We start from the raw sequence: 21,451 nt of genomic DNA on the forward strand, positions 1-21,451 counted from the left end.
GCAGTGACCTAGCGGTCCACTTCGCCAAACACCAGATCAAGCGATCCGAGAATGGCGGACACGTCGGCCAGCTGATAACCACGAGACAAAAAGTCCATCGCGGAGAGATGCGCAAAGCCCGGCGCGCGAATCTTGCATTTATACGGCTTGTTCGTGCCATCTGAGACGAGATAGACACCAAACTCGCCTTTTGGTGCTTCCACAGCGGCATAAACCTCACCGGCAGGCACATGGAAGCCTTCCGTATGAAGCTTGAAATGATTGATCAGCGCTTCCATCGAGCGCTTCATTTCATCGCGCCTTGGCGGCACGATCTTGTCATCCTCGGTGCAAACCGGCCCCTGCCCCTCAGGCTCACGCAGTTTGGTAATGCATTGACGCATGATCCGCACTGACTGGCGCATTTCTTCCATGCGCATCAGATAGCGGTCATAATTGTCCCCGTGCTTTCCGACCGGAATATCGAATTCCATTTCGCTATAGCATTCGTAAGGCTGGCTCCGGCGCAAATCCCACGGCACGCCGCAAGAACGCACCATGGTGCCGGAAAAGCCCCATGCCCATGCATCATCCAGCGCCACCACGCCGATGTCGGCATTGCGCTGTTTGAAAATGCGGTTATCGGTCAGCATCGTATCGATATCACCAACCACCTTCAGAAAGGGATCACAGAAAGCCTCGATATCATCGATCAGGTCTTCGGGCAGATCTTGGCGAACACCGCCGACGCGGAAATAGTTGGCATGCATGCGCGAGCCGCTGGCCCGTTCATAAAAGACCATCAGCTTTTCGCGCTCTTCAAAGCCCCACAGAATCGGGGTCAGCGCCCCAACGTCCATCGCCTGCGTTGTGATATTGAGGATATGATTGAGAATGCGCCCGATCTCGCAATAAAGAACACGGATCAGCTGCGCCCGGCGCGGAACCTCCAGCCCCAGAAGACGTTCGACCGCCATGCAGAATGCATGCTCCTGATTCATCGGGGCCACATAGTCAAGCCGGTCGAAATAAGGCGTCGCCTGCGAGTAGATCTTATGTTCTATCAGCTTTTCGGTGCCACGATGCAGCAGCCCCACATGCGGGTCCACCCGCTCGACAATCTCGCCATTCAACTCCAGAACCATACGCAACACACCATGCGCAGCGGGATGCTGGGGCCCGAAGTTGATATTGAAATTTCTTACCTGCTTTTCAGCCATAGCGCGTCAATCCCCTCTCAGTCCCTAATCAGCCTTCGGCCTTTTCGTCTCCGGGAAGAACATAATCAACGCCCTCCCAGGGACTGAGAAAATCAAAATTGCGAAACTCCTGTGCGAGTTTCACCGGCTCATAGACGACGCGCTTTTTCTCGTCGTCATAATGCACTTCATAATATCCGGTCAGCGGAAAATCCTTACGCAGCGGGTGGCCGTCAAACCCATAGTCTGTCAGCAGGCGGCGCAAATCAGGGTGTCCGGCAAACAGGATGCCATACATGTCATAGGCTTCGCGCTCGAACCAGTTGGCGCCGGGAAAGACACCACAGATGGAATCAACATAACTAACTTCATCCGTTTTGATCTTGATGCGGACCCGCGCATTCTGCTTCGGGCTCAGCAAGTGATAGACCACATCAAAACGCTCTGGACGTGCGGGATAATCAACGGCGGTAAGGTCTATGAAGGAGACGAATTTGAGACGGGGATCATCGCGCAAAATCCGTGTGATCTCGACGATATCATCACGCTTGGCATTGACGGTCAGCTCGCCAAAGGCAATCTGCCAATCGATGATTTTGCCATCCAATACCAATTCGATATAGTCACCGAGATCTCTTAGTGTCTCGTCCATACGATCGTCCTCATAAAAGCCAAAACGGCCCTTTTCCTATAATCGGCGACATTGCGGTCCCCGCCGATCAGCAATTCTTTCATACAAGCATCAGCGCTCGATCGATCCCGTGCGCCTGATCTTCTTCTGCAATAACAGCACCCCATAGAGCAGCGCTTCCGCCGTTGGCGGGCAACCGGGCACATAAATGTCGACCGGAACAACCCGGTCGCAGCCCCTTACAACACTATAGGAATAGTGATAATAGCCCCCGCCATTGGCGCAGGATCCCATGGAAATGACATAGCGAGGCTCGGGCATCTGGTCATAGACCTTGCGCAAGGCCGGAGCCATTTTGTTGGTCAAAGTGCCCGCAACAATCATCACGTCAGACTGACGGGGCGAGCCGCGCGGCGCAAAGCCGAAGCGCTCGCAGTCATAGCGCGGCATGGACATTTGCATCATCTCGACTGCACAGCAGGCCAGTCCGAAGGTCATCCACATGAGAGAACCGGTACGCGCCCAGGTGATCAGATCATCGGCTGCGGTAACCAGAAACCCCTTGTCGGAGAGATCCGCACGCATTTGAGATACAAACGGATCGTCATGGCCAATAGGCTTGCCTGTCTTTGGGTCAAGAATGCCCTTGGGCTGCTGGGCGACCAGTGCCTGATTTTGTTCGCTTAGTCCCATTCCAGCGCCCCCTTCTTCCATTCATAAACGAATCCGATAGTCAGAATTGCCAGAAAAATCATCATAGATACGAAACCGAATAGCCCCAGATCGCCGAATGCCACCGCCCACGGAAAGAGAAACGCCACTTCCAGATCAAATATAATAAAGAGAATCGCCACCAGATAGAAGCGCACATCAAACGGCATACGCGCATCGTCAAAGGCATTGAAGCCACACTCATAAGCAGAGAGTTTTTCCGGATCGGGGTTTTTGAACGCCACGATAAAGGGAGAGACAAGCAGGGCAAGACCGATAATCAGAGAGATGCCGATAAATATGATAATGGGAAGATAATCTAAGAGCAGCTCTTCCATGATAGTCGGTCCTCTCGAATAGGGTCCTTCACTTGACATAGCCAATAGGTGTCGATCTAGGAGCGGCAATATGTCAAGCGAAAACTGAGACAGGATTAAGGTTGTGGTCCTCGTACAACCTCGACCTTTGCACGCTTACCTCAGCAGAAACACTTAAGCAAGGGTCATTGACCAATTTTGTCGCAGATAGCTACTAACAGCGAAGATCACCGCAAAACTGATGCACAGGTCGAATCGCACCCACAGAAACAATACGTACAACGAAGGTCAAACCACTTCCTAAACACAGCTCAAGATAAAGTGTCACCGACATATTCACAATTCCTGACTGCACGAATATGACACGAATATGAGGCCCTGCCCCACATTCACCAGGTCGACCGATTGCCCAATTTTTATACTATAGTCGCAGTTTCTTCAAAATAAGTCTGTGAAATTCACGGATTCTATTGTAAGTCGGACAGCAAGTTTGATTTTTTTCGGGGCGAGAAGAAAAAAACTATTTAAGAGTCGCAGCACGAAATTTTCATAGAGCGACGGGACGCTCGCTCACAGTCTTTCACGACGATCAACCAAAAATGAGGCAAGTCTGATGAAAACAGCAACAATCGGCTCCGCAATGATCGATATCATTACCATTGTTGCCGACAATGACATTGAGCGCATTTCCATGACCAATGCGCACAATTCATTTTTGATGCTCGAGCAAGGTCGCAAAATTGATGCGCTGAACATCTCCACCCATGTCGGTGGTGGTGCCATTAATGCTGCGGTTTCCTTGTCGCGCCTTGGCAATGAAGTGACACCGAACGTCAAAATCGGCGAAGACATTGAAGCTGAGATGGTTCGTCAGCTTCTGGAACGCGAAGGTCTTTCCGACACGGGGCTCATGACAACAGACAAGGCCATCACCGGTTGTTCCGTGATGATCGCGTCCCACGACCGCAACGCATCGATCTTTACTGCTCGTGGCGCAAACTGCCGGGTGACTGACGAAGACATCCACGAAGGCATCTTCGATGGCGCTGAACTTTTGCATATCGCTCCGATGTCCAACGAGTCGGCCGAAGCCTTCCCGATGATCTGCCAGCGCGGCAAGGAAGCCGGCGCCTTCGTCGTTGCCAACCCAGGCGAACGCCAGATCAATCGTCGTGGCAAGGAATTCCTCGACACGGCGAAGAATATCGATCTGATCAACATCAACCGCGCTGAAGCCGAGTTGATGATGCCTGCCCTGCTTGACTATTCCAAGCATTCCAACATGCGCACCGTCAAAATGGACCAGAGCGCCAGCAAGAGCCTCATGACCCGCGGCCTGATCATGGACCATGTCCACTGCTCCCTGTCCGGCTTCATGTCTCTGCTGATGTCCATCGGTCCGAAATACATTCTCATCACCGATGGCACTGGCGGCGCTTATCTGGGCAGCGAAGAAGGCATCTATCATTGCCCGATCAAGAAAACCAATGTGCGCGGCACAGCCGGTGCGGGTGATGCATTCACCTCCACATTCGGCGCCATCCTTGGCGCTGGCGCCACGCCGGAGAAAGCGCTGCAGATCGCAACTATCAACTCTTCCTCGGTTTGTGAATATGTTGATACCCAGAGCGGACTGCTGACTATCGAAGAAGCAGAAAAGCGCTGGGAAGCTGACAAGAAAGATTTGCCCGTTTCCTTCTGGGCCTGGCAGGACTAAGTCCTCCAAACAAGATCCTTCAGAAAAGGCCGCAGCAGCTCGCTGTGGCCTTTTTTTGTACCTGACTGCCAGAGACGCCCAAAACGTAAGAACACTCCTTAAAAACGCTCTCAGGCACAGTGCGACGCCTGTGACGCACAAACCGGAATCAAATCTACAGAGAGCGCCCATCGAGCGCGCTTCGTACCTCAATCAGCCAATGCGCAAAGAGACACGCCGCCAGAATAGAGGCGCCAAACGCAGAACAGAAAAAATCAGGAAGGGACATACAAAAAAAGCCGCATTCGCGGCCATCATGTCACAACAATGTCAAATCAGACTGTCATGAGAAAATGGCGAGAATGACGGGACTCGAACCCGCGACCTCCGGCGTGACAGGCCGGCGCTCTAACCAACTGAGCTACATCCCCGCATTTCATGCCAACAATCAAAACTGATTGCCAGCGCGGTTTTGGGATGGCGAGAATGACGGGACTCGAACCCGCGACCTCCGGCGTGACAGGCCGGCGCTCTAACCAACTGAGCTACATCCCCATTTACCCGAACCACACTTGGGCGCCGCCGAAGCGACTGTTCCGTGTGGAGTGGCGCTGAAATACGACGCGGACGACGCTAAGTCAAGCGCATTAGAAATTCTTTTTGTGAAAATTTCACAGTCCTTTTGCAGAACCGGCCTATTCCTGCGGATTCCCCTGTTGGAAACCTGATTTTATCCAAAGGCACGATCTGGTGGCCGCTCAATAAAAGTGCGCATCCACCTCAAAATTATCCTGCAAGATCAGAAACAACCCTCTTTTTGGCCCCGTGATGGATAAGATTCCCACACTGAATTTTTCACCGCCTCGACCACACACCTCGATTTCCCCAGAGAAAGAATTCAACTGTCATTTTTTTGTTGCATGCTTGGCACTCAGCCTCTAAAAGCAGCTCACGCACATTGGGTACGGGTGATTAGCTCAGCTGGTTAGAGCATCTCGTTTACACCGAGAGGGTCGGGAGTTCGAATCTCTCATCACCCACCATTCCCCAAGCTTCCAGATACTGGCAGCATATGATGTCATCCAGATGGTTTGACATCAGCAAATACGGGAACGATGAGCGAGCAGCGCTTCAAATGAAACGCTCTTCACTACTGATATCTGATCGTAGTGAAACAAAGTGGGTGATTAGCTCAGCTGGTTAGAGCATCTCGTTTACACCGAGAGGGTCGGGAGTTCGAATCTCTCATCACCCACCATTCTTCTTTCCTCAAATTGGCAGCGTTGGTCCTTATCCAATCAATTTGATCTGTCCGTGCATCTGTGTTTGCGCAGAAATTGCCCTAGAGCTTTATGAGCCCCAGAACCTCCAGAGGAGCCGAAGAGAGATTCGACAGTCCCTCCACGCTTTCTCTCTCCATAGGCGGCTTTTCTGGCATCTGGGGCATCAACAACTGGCATGCAATGAGCGAGAACCGCATACCAACCTTACCCCTTAGTCCATTTTCATCATGCCACATGATGGCGCAGGGACTTCAGGAAGGCATGAACGTCTTTTTCCGTGCCACGCCCCTCAAAGCCCTCCAAAAGCTCCTCAGTCCAGCCCTCAGCGGGCGCCAACTCGCTCATGAGCACGTCGTAGCGATCCATTTCCTCATAGGTGAGCGGCAACCGTGAGGCCGCATCAAGCAGCCCCAGCAACTCATGTACCTTCAGCATGATGACGAACGCCCGCGTCATTGGATCGAGCAACTTGGGATCATCGCGCCAATTTCGGCCGCCAAACACCTCTTGCGTCACCCGCTGCCCTGCCCCCAGACAATCAAAATGCATACAGCCCCGATAGCCCTGCTGTTCGCGCTCTTCATAAATCTTGCAGGTTTGACAGTCAGACAATTGCGGGCAAGGCTCACCGTTTGGCTTGTCGATCGGAAAGTCTTCCGATTTGTCAAAAGCCAAACAGACGCAACAGAGCGCAGCGCATTTCTCGCAGTCGGGCGTCAGCAAAATTTGGGTCATGGTCCACCTTTCGGTTTCTTCCCGGGCTCCCTTCAAGGAGGAGCGCATCGGATTAGCAGGGAAGCGACAGGATTGTCTTGGTCTGGTGCGGAGCGTTTCGGTCACGAAGAGCGCCGCCTATGGTTCAGGTGACGCTTATACAGGCAATCCTTCAACGTAAAAACCCCCGATCCATATGAGACCGGGGGTCAAATTCTTGCAGCGACGTGAAATATACCGCTCTTATTTGCTGTTAACAGCGTCCTTCAGACCTTTACCAGCCTTGAATTTAGGCGTTTTGGAAGCAGGAATCTGAATGGTGTCACCGGTGCGGGGGTTACGACCTTCAGTCGCAGCACGTTCGGTTACAGAAAAGTTGCCGAAGCCGATGATACGGACTTCGTCGCCGCTTTTCAGGGTATCAGAAACGATGTCAAACAGCGCATCAACCGCTTCGCCAGCCTGTGCTTTGGTGAGATCTGCTTTTTCCGCCACAGCAGAGATCAGTTCGTTCTTGTTCATATTATCTTCCTTTTCGGTTCAATCGCAAAAGCTCATGGTCCTTCGCAATGCTTCACCACTAAGAATCAACACACCTTGGGAAATACCAGACGCGGAATGCGACAATCTGGTGAATTGGGTCAGAAATCAAGAGGGAATTTCGCAGAAATCAGCCATTTCTGTGGGTTTAAACAGGAATTAACAGATACAAAACGAAAAAAGGCCCTTCCTACATAGGAAGGGCCTCAATTTTTCATCCATGACACAAAGACCATGAACCAAATCGATCGAAAAAACCCGACCGATTCTGCGGTTTTTAGTGCGCAACCGAGGCGTTTTCCTCATTTTCGGACTTAACGCTTGGGTCAGGCATCTGGCTTTCGTCCCACTCAATCGGCTCCAGTTTTTCAACCAGTGCTTTTTCGAGTACCTGGCCAACATTATTGACCGGAATGATCTCCATGCCGTTTTTAACATTGTCCGGAATATCGACAAGGTCTTTAGCATTTTCCTCAGGGATGAGCACCGTCTTGATGCCACCGCGCAGGGCTGCGAGCAGTTTCTCTTTCAAACCACCAATCGGCAGAACACGACCGCGCAGGGTGATCTCGCCCGTCATCGCAATATCCTTGCGCACCGGAATACCGGTCATCAGGGAAACAATGGCCGTAGCCATGGCGATACCTGCAGAAGGTCCGTCCTTCGGCGTTGCCCCTTCGGGAACGTGAACGTGGATGTCCTTCTTGTCGAACAACGGAGGTTCGACACCAAAGTCCACCGCACGCGAGCGCACGTAGGAGGCTGCAGCCTGAATTGATTCCTTCATCACATCGCGCAAGTTACCCGTTACTGTCATCTTGCCCTTACCCGGCATCATGACCCCTTCGATGGTCAGCAACTCGCCGCCCACTTCCGTCCAGGCAAGCCCGGTGACAACACCGACCTGATCCTCGGCATCGATTTCGCCGAAGCGGAACCGAGGAACCCCAAGGTAATCCTCGATATTCTCGACAGTGACGTCGATCTTGTCGAGTTTCTTCATAATCAGATCCTTGGTCACCTTACGCCCAAGCTTCATCAGCTCACGCTCAAGGTTACGCACACCGGCTTCACGGGTGTAGCGCTGAACGATCAGGCGCAAAGCCTCATCATCAAGGCTGAACTCACCCTCCTTGAGACCATGATCAGACATGGCTTTCGGCAGTAGGTGACGCCGTGCAATCTCAACCTTTTCATCTTCGGTGTAACCGGCGATACGAATGACTTCCATACGGTCCATCAGCGGAGCTGGAATATTGAGCGTGTTCGCCGTAGTGATGAACATCACGTTGGAGAGGTCATATTCCACTTCAAGATAATGGTCCACGAAGGTGCTGTTCTGTTCCGGATCGAGCACTTCAAGCAGAGCCGAAGACGGATCACCACGGAAGTCCATACCCATCTTGTCGATCTCATCGAGAAGGAACAGTGGGTTGGCCTTCTTGGCCTTCTTCATAGACTGGATCACCTTGCCCGGCATGGAGCCGATATAGGTGCGGCGATGGCCGCGAATCTCGGCTTCGTCACGAACGCCACCAAGCGCCATGCGGACAAACTCACGCCCGGTAGCACGTGCGATGGACTTGCCAAGCGAGGTTTTACCAACACCCGGAGGGCCAACCAGACACAGAATCGGGCCTTTCAGCTTGTTCGTGCGCGTCTGCACTGCAAGATACTCGATAATCCGCTCTTTAACCTTCTCAAGGCCATAGTGATCGATATCCAGGACTTCTTCAGCCTTTTCAAGATCAACTTTGACGCGGGACTTCTTGCTCCATGGAATACCCAGCAGCCAGTCGAGATAGTTGCGCACGACGGTCGCTTCAGCGGACATCGGGCTCATCTGCTTGAGCTTCTTGAGCTCGGCCTCGGCCTTTTCCTTCGCTTCCTTGGAAAGCTTGGTTTTCTCGATTGCCTGTTCCAGCTCACGAATCTCGTCCGCACCTTCTTCGGAATCACCCAGCTCCTTCTGAATGGCCTTCATCTGCTCATTCAGATAATATTCGCGCTGGGTTTTCTCCATCTGGCGCTTGACGCGGCTGCGAATTCGCTTTTCAACCTGTAGAACGGAGATTTCACTCTCCATCAGGCCAAGCACCTGCTCGAGGCGTTCAATCACGCTGACGATACCCAGGATTTCCTGCTTCTCCTGAATCTTGATAGCAAGATGGGACGCTACGGTATCAGCCAGTTTGGAATAGTCATCGATCTGGGACACAGCCCCGATCACTTCAGGTGAAACCTTCTTGTTAAGTTTCACATAATTCTCAAATTCGGTCGCAACAGAACGTGCCAGCGCTTCGACCTCAACCCGTTCGCCATCCTCATCATGCAGCACCGTTGCCGTTGCTTCATAAAGATCATCACGTTTGGTAAAGTCGCCAAGCTTAGCGCGGTTCACGCCTTCAACGAGCACCTTCACGGTGCCGTCAGGCAGCTTGAGCAGCTGCAACACGGTTGCGAGCGTACCGATTTTAAAGATGTCCTCTGGGGCAGGATCATCGTCGCCGGCATTCATTTGCGTAGCCAGCAGAATCATCTTGTCAGACTGCATCACCTCTTCCAGAGCGCGAATGGATTTTTCGCGGCCCACAAAAAGCGGAACAATCATATGTGGAAAGACAACGATGTCTCTCAGTGGCAAGACCGGATAAGTATCCGAAGCCATTGGGTTGGCTGCGCCAATCGCAGGTCCTTCGGTCATGCTTTCCTACCTTTCTTGGATCATTGACCCTTCCCGTCAGAGACAGGGTACATCTGCGGCCCTTGGCCCGCAATAAAGCCGATACATAGTCCTACGCTCAAAACAAGCCGTTGGACCAGAAACGTCATCGGCAGATGAACAGGGTGAGACTCACACAAAAACAAAACCGTCTCACGGTACCATTTAGTTGGGGCTTCGCGACACGCTTTTCAAGCCACTCCACAAACCCTTCCCAACTTTGTGAAAAAAGGCTTGCGACAAAGCGGTTTGTCCAGCAGGCGAAGTGTCGGTTTTCCCGTGCAAGAAAAGCGCCAAACACGCATTTTCATACCGACAAAAAAGGCGACCCAAGGCCGCCCTTTGATTTCTTTGAGAAAAAGACCGACCAATCAGGCGGATGTCGGCTCAGCTTCGCTCTTCATATCTCCATAGATATAAAGCGGACGTGCCTCGCCTTTGACCACATCGCCGGAAATGACCACTTCTTCAACACCTTCGAGCCCAGGGAGCTCATACATTGTGTCAAGCAGGATGGCTTCCAGAATGGAGCGCAGACCACGTGCACCAGTTTTTCTCTCGATTGCCTTGCGGGAAACCCCACGCAGAGCTTCATCATGGAATGTCAGGCGAATACCTTCCATTTCAAACAAAGCCTGATACTGCTTCACAATCGCATTCTTTGGCTGGGTCAAAATGGAGACAAGAGCGTCTTCATCCAGATCCTCAAGGGTTGCCAGAACCGGCAAACGACCGACAAATTCCGGTATCAGACCGAATTTGAGCAGATCTTCTGGTTCAAGCTCCTTGAACAGCTCACCTGTGCCGCGTTCATCAGGATCTTCCACTTTGGCCGCAAAGCCAATGGAGCTCTCGACGCCGCGGGCCGAAATGATCTTGTCCAGACCTGCAAAGGCGCCACCACAGATAAACAGGATGTTGGACGTGTCCACCTGCAGGAATTCCTGCTGCGGATGCTTACGCCCACCCTGAGGCGGAACAGACGCCACGGTACCTTCCATGATCTTCAACAAGGCCTGCTGCACGCCCTCACCCGACACATCGCGCGTGATGGATGGGTTATCGGACTTGCGCGAGATCTTGTCGATCTCATCGATATAGACAATGCCGCGCTGGGCCTGTTCGACATTATAGTCGGCGGCCTGAAGCAGCTTAAGAATGATATTCTCGACATCTTCACCAACATACCCGGCTTCGGTCAGGGTTGTTGCATCAGCCATCGTGAAAGGCACATCCAGAATGCGCGCCATGGTCTGGGCAAGGAAGGTCTTGCCGCAACCGGTCGGGCCGATCAGCATGATGTTGGACTTGGCAAGTTCGAGATCAGTTGTTTTCTTGCCGTGAGCAAGACGCTTGTAATGGTTATGAACGGCGACAGAAAGAACCTTCTTCGCCCGGCCTTGCCCAATTACATAATCGTCAAGCACATCGCAAATTTCCTGCGGTGTCGGAATACCGTCCTTGGACTTCACCATTGAAGATTTGTTTTCTTCGCGGATGATATCCATGCACAGTTCAACGCATTCATCGCAGATGAAAACCGTTGGACCCGCAATCAGCTTGCGCACTTCATGCTGGCTTTTGCCACAGAAGGAGCAGTAGAGCGTATTTTTGCTATCACCACCACCAGCCTTGCTCATGTATGTGCCTCTTTTTTCGTTGCAGTCGGCAGTCTCTCATAGATTACCGGCCTTCTAGTTTAAATTGCTCAGCAATGTCTGCAAGCAAAATAAACCCAAACTCCCTGACGTCAGAAGCATAAATTAGCCAAATTCAGCTATATGCCGCCAGATTTATGAAAGCATGTACCCGAAAAGATCAATATAGGTTTAACAGGATCTTTTCGGAATGCCTGAAACCAGCCAGTTTGAATACGTTCAAATACATTGGCTGGATCAACAAGGATCTTAATCCTTGTCTTTTTCTTTTGATTCTTCCGGCGCAAGCGAATTGCGGTTCTCGACAACCTTGTCGACAAGCCCCCAGTCCTTGGCCTCGGTTGCGGTCATGAAATGGTCGCGATCAAGTGTCTTGTCGACGGTTTCATAATCCTGTCCGCAATGCTTTACATAGACTTCATTCAGGCGACGCTTCATTTTCAGAATGTCTTCTGCATGGCGCTGGATGTCAGACGCCTGCCCCTGAAAACCACCGGATGGCTGATGCACCATGATGCGCGCGTTCGGAAGCGCAAAGCGCATATCCTTCTCGCCAGCGCACAGCAGCAGCGAGCCCATCGAGGCGGCCTGCCCCAGACAAAGCGTTGCGACCGGAGGCTTGATGAACTGCATGGTGTCATAGATCGACATGCCTGCAGTAACCACGCCACCTGGCGAGTTGATGTAAAGCGAAATCTCTTTCTTGGGGTTATCCGCTTCCAGAAAAAGCAACTGGGCGCAAACAAGCGCGGCCATATGATCTTCAATCGGGCCCGTGATAAAGATGATGCGTTCCTTCAGGAGGCGTGAATAGATGTCATAGGCGCGTTCACCGCGGTTTGACTGCTCCACTACCATTGGAACCAGATTCATAGTGAGATCGAGAGGATCCTTCATTCGTCTTTCCTTATCAACACCAATTGGGCGCAGGCGTCTTCTACCCTCTGCACCGCACGCCAAACCTTAAACACTAACGCTGAATAAGGCCATCTGGTGACAAGAGCCACCAATTTTCGATCACGCCCAGCAAAAAACGATTCTTTCGCAAAGGCAATGTCAGGCATAGCGCATCCATGCCGTGACTTCTATCCCACCCTTATGAAACGCGCAGTCTGGAACAATCGAGAATCACGAGAACGGATCTTTTTCATTCCATTAGCACTGCGACAATGAATATTTTACTGACAAATACTCAAAGAGTGGGGAATCAGCTGATCTTTATGCCGCACCAAAATCCTATCTGGTAAAAGCGGGGCCTGACCAGTCTATTCACTTTCTAAAATGAATAGATATGGTTAAGCGGGATAAATTCAACATGTTGTAAACAACAAAGACGCCCACCGTCTAAAAACGGCAGGCGTCTTGATCTTCTGTCGAAGGAGTGGTCAGACCTTATTCTTCGTCTTCGGTGACCATTTTCTCCAGCTCTTCCTTGGTTACGGTCTTGTCTTCAACCTTCACCAACTCGAGCAGATAGTCGACAACTTTTTCTTCGAAGATCGGCGCACGAATGGAAGCCAGCGCTTCAGGAGTCTTCGTGTAATATTCGAATACCTGACGTTCCTGACCCGGGAACTGCTGAGCACGCTGCATGATGCCGCGCTGCACTTCTTCGTCGGAAACGGTGATTTCGTTTTTCTCACCGATTTCGGAAAGAACCAGACCAAGGCGAACACGACGCTCTGCGATGGTTTTGTATTCTTCCTTAGCTTTGTCTTCGGTCGTATCTTCGTCTTCGAAGGTTTTACCAGCTTCATTCATTTCAGCTGTAACCTGACGCCAGATATTCTCGAATTCCTGTTCCAGAAGGGTTGGTGGCACTTCAAACTGATGCAGCTCGTCCATTTTGTCGAGCAGCTGACGTTTGACGCGCTGACGGGTCATCTGGCCATACTGGGAAACGATCTGGTCCTTGATCAGCTCTTTGAGTTTATCAAGAGATTCGATGCCAAGCTTGGTAGCGAATTCATCATCCAGTTCCAGCTCGCCCGGAGCCTGAACTTCTTTGACGGTCACTTCGAATTCGGCGTCTTTGCCAGCAAGATGCTCAGCGCCATATTCTTCAGGGAATTTCACTTTGACAACGGTTTCGTCGCCAGCAGCAAGGCCGACGAGCTGTTCTTCAAAGCCCGGAATAAACTGACCGGAACCGAGAACCAGCTGACCATTTTCATCAGCACCACCCTCAAAGGCTTCGCCGTCAATCTTGCCCAGATAGGACATGACAACGCGATCGCCATTTTCAGCTTTGCCTTCTTTGGTTTCGAAAGGACGGGAGCTTTCAGCGATCTGGCCGAGGCGTTCCTCAACTTCGCTATCTTCAACATCCACAACCGGACGCTCGACTTCAACGCCAGAAACGTCAGCCACTTCGATGGTTGGCAGCACTTCATAAATGATGGTGAAGTCCAGATCAGCCTGACCATCCATGATTTTAGCCGCTTCGGCTTCATCTTCGGTCAGTTTATACTGCGGCTGCATGGCCGATTTTTCGTTACGCTCTTCCAGAGTGGTCCGAGTGGTCTCGTTGATCAGCTCCTGGATGATTTCACCCATCAGGGCTTTACCATGCAGTTTACGGACATGAGATGCCGGCACCTTGCCTGGGCGGAAGCCGTTAATTCGGATCTGACCCTTGATTTCATCAATTTTGGCGACCAGCTTGGCTTCGAGATCAGAAGCAGGAACCACGACGTTCAGTTCGCGTTTCAGACCTTCGGACAGGGTTTCAGTGACCTGCATATCAATCTGCTTTCGTTCTTTGTCAAATTCAGTTTGGTTCGAGGCGCGCCAAACAGGTCGAACATTCCAACAGGTTCGGTGCGTCCAATTTCGTATCAATTTGCTGTCGTCAAACAGCCTCACGCCTATCACTAACAACAAAGACAGGCCGCGACGGGGCAAAAGCCTTCCATCGTACGGCCTACACCTGTCTCCTCCTCTTTTCCGATTTGACCTGAAAAAGAGAAGCTATGGTACGGGTGGAGGGACTTGAACCCCCACGGCTCTCGCCACCAGAACCTAAATCTGGCGTGTCTACCAATTCCACCACACCCGCACAGCGCTGCGCCTGTTGCGCCAGCAAATCGAGCGGAGCCTCTATAACACCCGATATGGAAAGCGCAAAGGGAAATTCACAAAAAGTGCAAAATTCCCCACGGCGTTGGGGGTATTCGGTGAGATTTCGACAGAAATGATCTCTGCCGGCAGATGATCCACAGCGTAACAGGCCCCCTGCTCCATATTATCCACCTCAACCATTCACCCAGCAAAGCAAAAGGGATTGTCTAATGATAGCGGCGTAAACCAAGATATGTCCAAGGCTCCCCGATGTGCATCTTGGATCTCTAATAGACAAACGGAATGAGGCCATGCCTACAATCATTGTCATCAATGGACCTGCCGGCGTTGGAAAAAGCACAATTAGTGCGCAACTGGTCGGCGCGCTTCCCAATATGATCTCTAAATCAGGGGATTGCTTGCGCTCCTTTGCTCCCGCCCATGCGCGCGCCCTTCTGGGCGCAGGATCGACCTATCGAGCGGCAGCCGCTCTGATCAACAGCTATCTGACAATGGGCGCAGAAATAGTACTGTTCGACTACATCTTCACCACATACGCACAACTACAAGACTTCCGGCACTTGTTGCCACCCGATGAAAGCTGCACATTCCATATTTTCACCCTGTGGGCGCCGCTCGCCACTGTCGAACAACGAGAAGCCACAAGGCAAAATCGCGAGCGGCTGGGTCCTCAAGTTCAAACCACCTACGAGGCCATAAGAAAAGCCCTACCCGCATTCAGTGATTCTCCGGACCACATCGTGTCCAACACGACCATCCCAGAAGACGCGACCAAACAGATTCTGTCCACCATCAAACTATCAGAGACATCCAAGATCATCTAGAGCAACAGGCATGTGTCTAAGGAAGGGAGGAAGCCCTTCCTCTCGCACTAAAGCGTCAGTCATCGTCGCCGTAGCTCTCCAGATCCGGACCATTCTCATCTGGATCATAATCCTCAAACAGGGCTTCATAGACTTTTGGCAATATCTCGATGAGGTCCTCAGAGATAAGACCAGGACCGAGCGTGGCCCCGGCCTGACTATGCAACCATACGGCAGCTGAAGCAGCATCAAATGCCGGCATGCCCTGCGCCATCAAACCACCAACGATACCAGCCAAAACATCACCGCTCCCCGCTGTCGCCAGATACGGAATGCCTTGCGAGTGAATAACGGCATAACCATCCGGGCTCGCAACCACAGTGTCAGCGCCCTTGAGAATGATAACCGCTCCGGAACGCTGAGACGCCGCGACCGCACAATCAAGTTTGGAAAGCTGCTTCTCCTCCCTCATCCGATAGGAAAGATCCGGGAATAAGCGTGCGAATTCCCCCTCATGCGGGGTTAGAACCAGCCGTCCCGACTGCGCCGCTGGAGAATCACGCATCATGGCCATACTCATGGAGCCAGCCGCTACCCCTTCCGCAAAACAGGTTATTCCGTCGGCATCGAAAAGCAGCCCCATATCGAGTTCCAACGCCTGCTCAATCAAGCGCTGCTGATCGCCCCCCGTCCCGAGCGCCGGTCCGGCCACCAAAATATCACAATCCCGCTTGTCAAAGAGTCCATCCAGAGAACCGGCAATTTTCATTGGCTCGATCATGATGGAGGTCACGTGTTGCGCGACAGACTGAGCAGCCTCTTCCGGCGGGGCCAGAGTTACAAGACCGGCTCCGGCCCTCAGCGCTGCGCGGGCTGCCAGTCGCGCCGCGCCGCTATGCAAGGCATCTCCACTCAGCACGAGACAGTGACCCCGGTGAAATTTGTGATCTGCCAACCGCTCGGCCTGAATGACTTCCAGCGGCTTGAGCGCCTCTGGCCAGTTTCCCAACCACAGAGCCGGCCCATTTTCAAAGGCGCAACAGCCCGTCTCTTCAAGTACATCCGCATCGATACCAATATCGACAACAAGAATCCGCCCGCAAGAGGCCTTACCCGGATAAAGCAGATGGCCCGGCTTCTTTCGAAAGAAGGTAACGGTTTGGTCGGCCCGCACCGCCGCTCCACCGATCTGCCCGCTGGCCCCTTCGACGCCACTGGGCAAATCCACAGACAGAACCGGCAAGCCACTCATATTGAGCGCATCGATCAACTCAGCAATCTCGCCAGTCACTGGCCGATCCAGACCAGCCCCGAACAGGGCATCAATGACGATGTCAGAATCATCCCACAGGCTGGCAGAAAGCGCATAAACCTCATCGCCCCATTCTTCCGCAGCCTGACGTGCATCCCCCTTAAGGTCATCCACTTCCACAGAACAACCGATAATGACGCTCCAGCCTTCTTCTTCCAGAAGCTGCGCGGCAACAAAGCCGTCACCACCATTGTTTCCCGGCCCACACAGAATGCAGACCATGCCCGACGCCCCCGAACCGGTTTTCCGCTCCAGAAGGTCAATCGCAGCAGTGGCTACCGCTTGCCCTGCGCTTTCCATCAACTGGTAGCCGTCCACGCCCCCTTCAATGGTAAGACGATCCGCCTCCCCCATTTGCTTTGGCGTTAGAATTTCAATTGCGGTTTCACTCAGCTCAGACATCCCAGACATTCCTCAATAAGACGACCCTCCAGACATCTGGTGACAGGCCGCGGCAACACGCACTGCGAAGCACTTGACTCTCTTTGGGAATCTATAGCCAGAATTGCGAAACAACAATCACGCATTCCACAATTGCCCGTATTTATCGCTTTCTACAGATCACTCCCCGGCGCAAACAGCACCTCCAGTCCATCACCGGCTCCCCGTTAACAAATTGCCACAACAAAAGAGGCTGCAACGCTGCGTCAAACAGCCCCACAAAGCGCGACATTTAAGAGAGCAATCAGTGCCTTGATATTATGCAAAAGAAGGGTTTTTCGGAAAAAAGTGACCTAAAAGTGACCATTAAAGTCACCGAATTCGCCCCCTAGCCGAAAGGTCTAATGATCAAAATTGCATCAATTGCCTATTTTTACATCATTTCATTTCCCCAAAATGCCTTAAAATTCGACCCTTGGGTACTGGTGAAGGACGGGATTTCCTGCTTTTATTCCGAACAACACAATTGGCACGTAGAATGCATAAATTTTCACAAACCGGAAAGCGGCTGAAGATGTCCCTTGGGGCTTCGGATGACTGAGGCAATCCGGCTCAAAAGTTAACCAGGGTGTGATTGGGCGTTTGCAGATCGATCTCTGGTTGATAGAGGCTCCAAAGCACAAATAGTTTGGGAAAGCGAACAGCCATGAAAAAGATCGAGGCAATTATCAAACCTTTCAAACTCGATGAAGTCAAAGAAGCTCTGCAGGAAGTTGGTTTGCAGGGTATCACAGTGATCGAAGCAAAAGGGTTTGGCCGGCAGAAAGGTCACACCGAACTGTATCGCGGCGCTGAATATGTCGTCGATTTTCTTCCCAAAGTGAAGGTCGAGGTCATCCTCGCCGAAGATCAGGTCGACGATGCCGTGGAAGCCATCCAGAAGGCAGCGCAGACAGGTCGTATCGGCGACGGTAAGATTTTCATCTCCACTGTTGAGCAGGCCATTCGCATTCGTACCGGTGAAACCGGCAACGACGCCATCTAAGACAAGAATACAAAGCCTCTGGCTCTCCCGGCCAGAGACTTACAAAAACACCTTCCAAGGGACAATAAAACACCTTCTAAGGGAACAGTTCAGACTCAAGTGGGAATACGGAACAACGGAGTGCAAGACGTTGGCCTTTTCCTAATTTACAGACAGTAAAGGATACTGGAATGAGCACACCAGCTGAAATCGTCAAGTTGATCTCAGATCAGGACGTCAAGTATGTTGACATCCGTTTTACCGACCCTCGCGGTAAATTGCAGCACGTAACCGTTATTGAAGACCAGGTCGATGAAGACTTCCTCGAAGAAGGCTTCATGTTTGACGGTTCCTCTATCGCCGGCTGGAAATCCATTGAAGCTTCTGACATGAAGCTGATGCCAGACTGCGCAAGCGCTTACATCGATCCGTTCTATGCAGAAAAAACGCTCTGCATTCACTGTTCTGTTGTTGAGCCTGATACGGGCGCTCCTTACGAACGCGACCCACGTGGCACCGCGGAAAAAGCTGAAGCATACCTCAAGGCTTCCGGCATTGGTGACGTTGCCTACTTCGGCCCAGAAGCTGAATTCTTCATCTTCGACGACGTTCGTTATGCCAACACCATGAACAAGGTTTCCTACGAAGTTGACGCAATCGACGCTTCCTGGAACACCGATTCCGAATACGAAACCGGCAACACCGGTCATCGTCCGGGCATCAAAGGCGGTTACTTCCCTGTGAACCCAACCGACTATGCTCAGGACATTCGTTCCGAGATGCTTTCCACCATGAAATCTCTCGGCATGAAAGTTGACAAGCATCACCACGAAGTGGCTTCTTGCCAGCACGAACTGGGCCTGATTTTCGATAGCCTCACCAAACAGGGTGACGAGCTGCAGAAATACAAATATGTCATCCATAACGTTGCTCAGGCATATGGCAAATCCGCCACCTTCATGCCTAAGCCAATCTATGGTGATAACGGCACCGGCATGCACTGCAACATGTCCATCTGGAAAGACGGCAAACCGCTCTTCGCTGGCGACAAATATGCTGATCTGTCCGACGAAGCCCTGTACTTCATCGGTGGTATCCTGAAGCATGCAAAAACCTTGAATGCTTTCACCAACCCATCGACCAACTCCTACAAGCGCCTGATCCCGGGCTTTGAAGCTCCGGTTCTTCGTGCCTATTCTGCACGTAACCGTTCTGGCTGCATCCGTATTCCTTGGACCGAATCTCCAAAGGCAAAACGCGTTGAAGCTCGCTTCCCGGATCCGTCCGCTAACCCGTACCTCTGCTTCTCCGCTCTTCTGATGGCCGGCCTTGACGGCATCAAGAACAAGATCCATCCGGGCGATGCAATGGACAAAAACCTGTACGATCTGCCTGCAGAAGAACTCGAAGGGATCCCAACCGTTTGTGGTTCCCTGCGTGAAGCCATCGAATGCCTCAAGGCTGACCATGACTTCCTGCTGGCTGGCGACGTATTCACCAAAGACCAGATCGACGGTTACATCGAACTCAAGGAAGAAGAAATTCAGCTGTTCGAACACACCCCGCATCCGGTTGAATTCGCAATGTACTACAGCTGCTAATTCCCAGTGCCTGGCGCCGCCAAGCACACTGGAAGCAAAATTAAGAAGGGCCGGTTTTTACCGGCCCTTTTTATTATCGCCGCCTCACTCAGTCCCTTTTACTCAGAGTTAAGCCAAGACTGCAACAATCAGAATCCTCATATTCTCTCACGTTATTGACAATCCAAGATGCGCCACCAAAAGCGAAGCCTGCAAAATGCCAGTCACAGCGAAGCACTGGAAAAACTCAAGGAATACAAAGATGTCAACATCCCACCGGTGGATAGTTTGGCTGGCATCGCCGAATTGTTCATTCAAGAAGCGGGCATAAACCTTACGGCCTTACCGATGCTCACCCAATCGCTACAAGGTCTCCAGAAAAAATCAAAGGATTCTCTTGGTGCCATCTGCGCATTTGACCTCCAGCATACTAAAGGCTTGTCCAGATTATCATTCATAGTCGAGACTGAGTGGAACTATCTGTTGTTAGAAACAATTGATCCGACCACACGCACTGTGTCCTGCCAACATCTCAAATTGAAGATCCATCTTGACGATCCAAAGCGAATGAAACGCGAGGGTCAAAAAATAGTCCAGGCCTTCAGAAAATTCAAAGGCTCCCGTCAAGGAACGAGCCTCCGTACTTACCTACGCAGATTGCTAGGTGGCAACTAAACCTGAGAGATTATTAGCCATCGAGACTCAAGCCTCTTCCATTGCCTGCCAGCCATGGAGCATTTTGCGTGCGCCCCAGTCATAGGTGAAATAATATCCCGCCGGTGGCGGAGTAAATTCAGCCCCGATGCCCTGCCCGGCCAGATAGCAGAAGAGCAGCGCACCAACGCGCCCATGACCAACCATCAGGACATCTCCGCGCATGCCACTGGTCAGCACCCGTTCCATTGCAGAAAGATAGGCAGCTGCGATACGGTCCTGCGCATCCATAGCATCCTCGCCCGGCGCCGCACCCTGATCCTCATATGCCGAAAAAAGCCGTTTCAATCGCCCCACCAAACCAAACTGAGGTAATGCGCCCGTCACCAGATTATCGCTTTCATCCATGTCCGCATCAATACTGGGAAGAATAGACAAGCGATCCCCTATAATGGATGCTGTCTGGCGAGTCATGGCGTGAGAACTGGAGAAAATATAGGACGTGCCATCCAGCAGGCCGCTATTTGCAAGAGCCTCGGCACGCGCACGCGCATCGTCATCAAGCGCACAGGCGCTCTGAGAAAGAGACAAATTGTCCAGACTTTGTGGGTGGATAAGGTATCGAACCAACATGAAGAATGCTCAACCGGTCGGGGCTGCGCACCAGATCGGCAAAACAGCGCGGCCCTAGATCAAAAGGAAGAACAAGGCAAGAAAACATGTCGCCGTAGCATTAAGCCATGGGGACATACCTGAGACATCCTGATATTGCATCCGCGCTCTGTCGGCCCTGTAGAGGCTTGATTTCAACTCAAATACCGACGTTCGCAGATTGTCAATTTCAGCCTCAACCTGTTCCATGAAATATCCGTTTGTTTTGTCCCCATACGTTCCAAACTTAAGGGGCAAATAGTTAACAAAGATTAACCATGATTTGAAACTTTTCACACCTGTCCCGATCAGGTCTCGCTCACCAGCCACAAAAGAGCCCTGCATGCTCAAAGCACGCCAAACAGAGGGGCTCATGGCCCCCTTTCTGCTCGTAAAAGGCCTGATTTCTGCGAGGATTCACATTTCCTTGCAGCGAACACTTGACCAGTGCCCCTTAGCCAAAGACATTGTGGAAACGATTAAGAGCCTGATTCGCGCCGTTTATTGCGCATCAT

The 21,451-nt window shown here is 51.8% G+C and carries 18 protein-coding genes and 5 tRNA genes; 7 read left to right on the top strand and 16 right to left on the bottom strand.

Features of this window, described 5'->3' with window-relative positions; genetic code table 11:
* Nucleotides 1-8: 8 nt before the first annotated feature.
* The 4 genes from BM258_RS09700 to BM258_RS09715 all read right to left on the bottom strand — a co-directional run bounded on the left by BM258_RS09700 (nt 9) and on the right by BM258_RS09715 (nt 2,858).
* Complete coding sequence (locus BM258_RS09700) at nt 9-1,199, bottom strand: NADH-quinone oxidoreductase subunit D (RefSeq protein ID WP_090071601.1); 1,191 nt, start codon at nt 1,197-1,199, stop codon at nt 9-11.
* A 28-nt stretch (nt 1,200-1,227) separates the two neighbouring features.
* Entirely contained in the window at nt 1,228-1,830 is a 603-nt protein-coding gene (locus BM258_RS09705; RefSeq protein WP_090071603.1) for an NADH-quinone oxidoreductase subunit C, read from the bottom strand.
* A 90-nt stretch (nt 1,831-1,920) separates the two neighbouring features.
* On the bottom strand, nt 1,921-2,502 hold the full coding sequence (locus tag BM258_RS09710; protein WP_090071605.1) for a NuoB/complex I 20 kDa subunit family protein: 582 nt from the start codon (nt 2,500-2,502) through the stop codon (nt 1,921-1,923).
* Entirely contained in the window at nt 2,493-2,858 is a 366-nt protein-coding gene (locus BM258_RS09715) for an NADH-quinone oxidoreductase subunit A (protein WP_090071607.1), read from the bottom strand. Before BM258_RS09715 ends, BM258_RS09710 begins: the two co-directional genes overlap by 10 nt.
* Nucleotides 2,859-3,450: 592 nt before the next feature.
* Here BM258_RS09715 and BM258_RS09720 point away from each other — a divergent pair.
* Nucleotides 3,451-4,554 carry a carbohydrate kinase family protein gene (locus BM258_RS09720; RefSeq protein WP_090071609.1) on the top strand — a complete coding sequence of 368 codons (1,104 nt, stop codon included), beginning with the start codon at nt 3,451-3,453 and terminating at the stop codon, nt 4,552-4,554.
* Between the two features lie 333 nt (nt 4,555-4,887).
* Here the strand turns inward: BM258_RS09720 and BM258_RS09725 are convergent.
* Nucleotides 4,888-4,964 (bottom strand) — tRNA-Asp (locus tag BM258_RS09725).
* 47 nt (nt 4,965-5,011) lie between these two features.
* Nucleotides 5,012-5,088: transfer RNA gene (locus BM258_RS09730), tRNA-Asp, on the bottom strand.
* A 411-nt stretch (nt 5,089-5,499) separates the two neighbouring features.
* Between BM258_RS09730 and BM258_RS09735 the strand changes: the two genes are divergently transcribed.
* Nucleotides 5,500-5,576, top strand: a tRNA-Val gene (locus tag BM258_RS09735).
* Between the two features lie 138 nt (nt 5,577-5,714).
* Nucleotides 5,715-5,791 (top strand) — tRNA-Val (locus BM258_RS09740).
* Nucleotides 5,792-6,041: 250 nt separating this feature from the next.
* Here BM258_RS09740 and BM258_RS09745 read toward each other — a convergent pair.
* The 7 genes from BM258_RS09745 to BM258_RS09780 all read right to left on the bottom strand — a co-directional run bounded on the left by BM258_RS09745 (nt 6,042) and on the right by BM258_RS09780 (nt 14,508).
* A complete protein-coding gene (locus tag BM258_RS09745) occupies nt 6,042-6,551 on the bottom strand; it encodes a hypothetical protein (RefSeq protein ID WP_139229247.1) in 510 nt (169 codons plus the stop codon).
* 222 nt (nt 6,552-6,773) lie between these two features.
* On the bottom strand, nt 6,774-7,052 hold the full coding sequence (locus tag BM258_RS09750; RefSeq protein ID WP_090071613.1) for an HU family DNA-binding protein: 279 nt from the start codon (nt 7,050-7,052) through the stop codon (nt 6,774-6,776).
* Nucleotides 7,053-7,347: 295 nt separating this feature from the next.
* A complete protein-coding gene (lon, locus tag BM258_RS09755) occupies nt 7,348-9,774 on the bottom strand; it encodes an endopeptidase La (RefSeq protein ID WP_244544660.1) in 2,427 nt (808 codons plus the stop codon).
* Between the two features lie 389 nt (nt 9,775-10,163).
* Nucleotides 10,164-11,432: an ATP-dependent Clp protease ATP-binding subunit ClpX gene (clpX, locus tag BM258_RS09765; protein ID WP_090071617.1), complete on the bottom strand. Its 1,269-nt coding sequence runs from the start codon at nt 11,430-11,432 to the stop codon at nt 10,164-10,166.
* A gap of 267 nt (nt 11,433-11,699) precedes the next feature.
* Entirely contained in the window at nt 11,700-12,347 is a 648-nt protein-coding gene (locus BM258_RS09770; RefSeq protein WP_090071619.1) for an ATP-dependent Clp protease proteolytic subunit, read from the bottom strand.
* Nucleotides 12,348-12,842: 495 nt separating this feature from the next.
* Entirely contained in the window at nt 12,843-14,192 is a 1,350-nt protein-coding gene (gene tig / locus BM258_RS09775; RefSeq protein WP_090071621.1) for a trigger factor, read from the bottom strand.
* A gap of 231 nt (nt 14,193-14,423) precedes the next feature.
* Nucleotides 14,424-14,508 (bottom strand) — tRNA-Leu (locus tag BM258_RS09780).
* Between the two features lie 313 nt (nt 14,509-14,821).
* Between BM258_RS09780 and BM258_RS09785 the strand changes: the two genes are divergently transcribed.
* Nucleotides 14,822-15,355, top strand: coding sequence for a P-loop nucleotide/nucleoside kinase family protein (locus BM258_RS09785; protein WP_090071624.1), 534 nt, complete (start codon nt 14,822-14,824; stop codon nt 15,353-15,355).
* Nucleotides 15,356-15,410: 55 nt separating this feature from the next.
* Here BM258_RS09785 and BM258_RS09790 read toward each other — a convergent pair whose 3' ends face one another.
* Nucleotides 15,411-17,048, bottom strand: coding sequence for an NAD(P)H-hydrate dehydratase (locus BM258_RS09790; RefSeq protein WP_244544661.1), 1,638 nt, complete (start codon nt 17,046-17,048; stop codon nt 15,411-15,413).
* A gap of 685 nt (nt 17,049-17,733) precedes the next feature.
* Between BM258_RS09790 and BM258_RS09795 the strand changes: the two genes are divergently transcribed.
* The 3 genes from BM258_RS09795 to BM258_RS09805 all read left to right on the top strand — a co-directional run bounded on the left by BM258_RS09795 (nt 17,734) and on the right by BM258_RS09805 (nt 20,306).
* Nucleotides 17,734-18,072, top strand: coding sequence for a P-II family nitrogen regulator (locus BM258_RS09795; RefSeq protein ID WP_090071626.1), 339 nt, complete (start codon nt 17,734-17,736; stop codon nt 18,070-18,072).
* Between the two features lie 170 nt (nt 18,073-18,242).
* The gene (glnA, locus tag BM258_RS09800) at nt 18,243-19,652 is read left to right on the top strand and encodes a type I glutamate--ammonia ligase (RefSeq protein ID WP_090071627.1); all 1,410 of its coding nucleotides are present in this window, start codon (nt 18,243-18,245) and stop codon (nt 19,650-19,652) included.
* 168 nt (nt 19,653-19,820) lie between these two features.
* The gene (locus BM258_RS09805; protein WP_090071629.1) at nt 19,821-20,306 is read left to right on the top strand and encodes a hypothetical protein; all 486 of its coding nucleotides are present in this window, start codon (nt 19,821-19,823) and stop codon (nt 20,304-20,306) included.
* 27 nt (nt 20,307-20,333) lie between these two features.
* On the opposite strand, the gene BM258_RS09810 is transcribed toward BM258_RS09805, so the two are convergent.
* Nucleotides 20,334-20,918 carry a histidine phosphatase family protein gene (locus BM258_RS09810; protein ID WP_090071631.1) on the bottom strand — a complete coding sequence of 195 codons (585 nt, stop codon included), beginning with the start codon at nt 20,916-20,918 and terminating at the stop codon, nt 20,334-20,336.
* A gap of 54 nt (nt 20,919-20,972) precedes the next feature.
* Entirely contained in the window at nt 20,973-21,311 is a 339-nt protein-coding gene (locus BM258_RS09815) for a hypothetical protein (protein WP_090071634.1), read from the bottom strand.
* Nucleotides 21,312-21,451: the final 140 nt, after the last annotated feature.

The sequence above is a fragment of the Cohaesibacter marisflavi genome (assembly GCF_900115225.1).
Taxonomy (GTDB): domain Bacteria; phylum Pseudomonadota; class Alphaproteobacteria; order Rhizobiales; family Cohaesibacteraceae; genus Cohaesibacter; species Cohaesibacter marisflavi.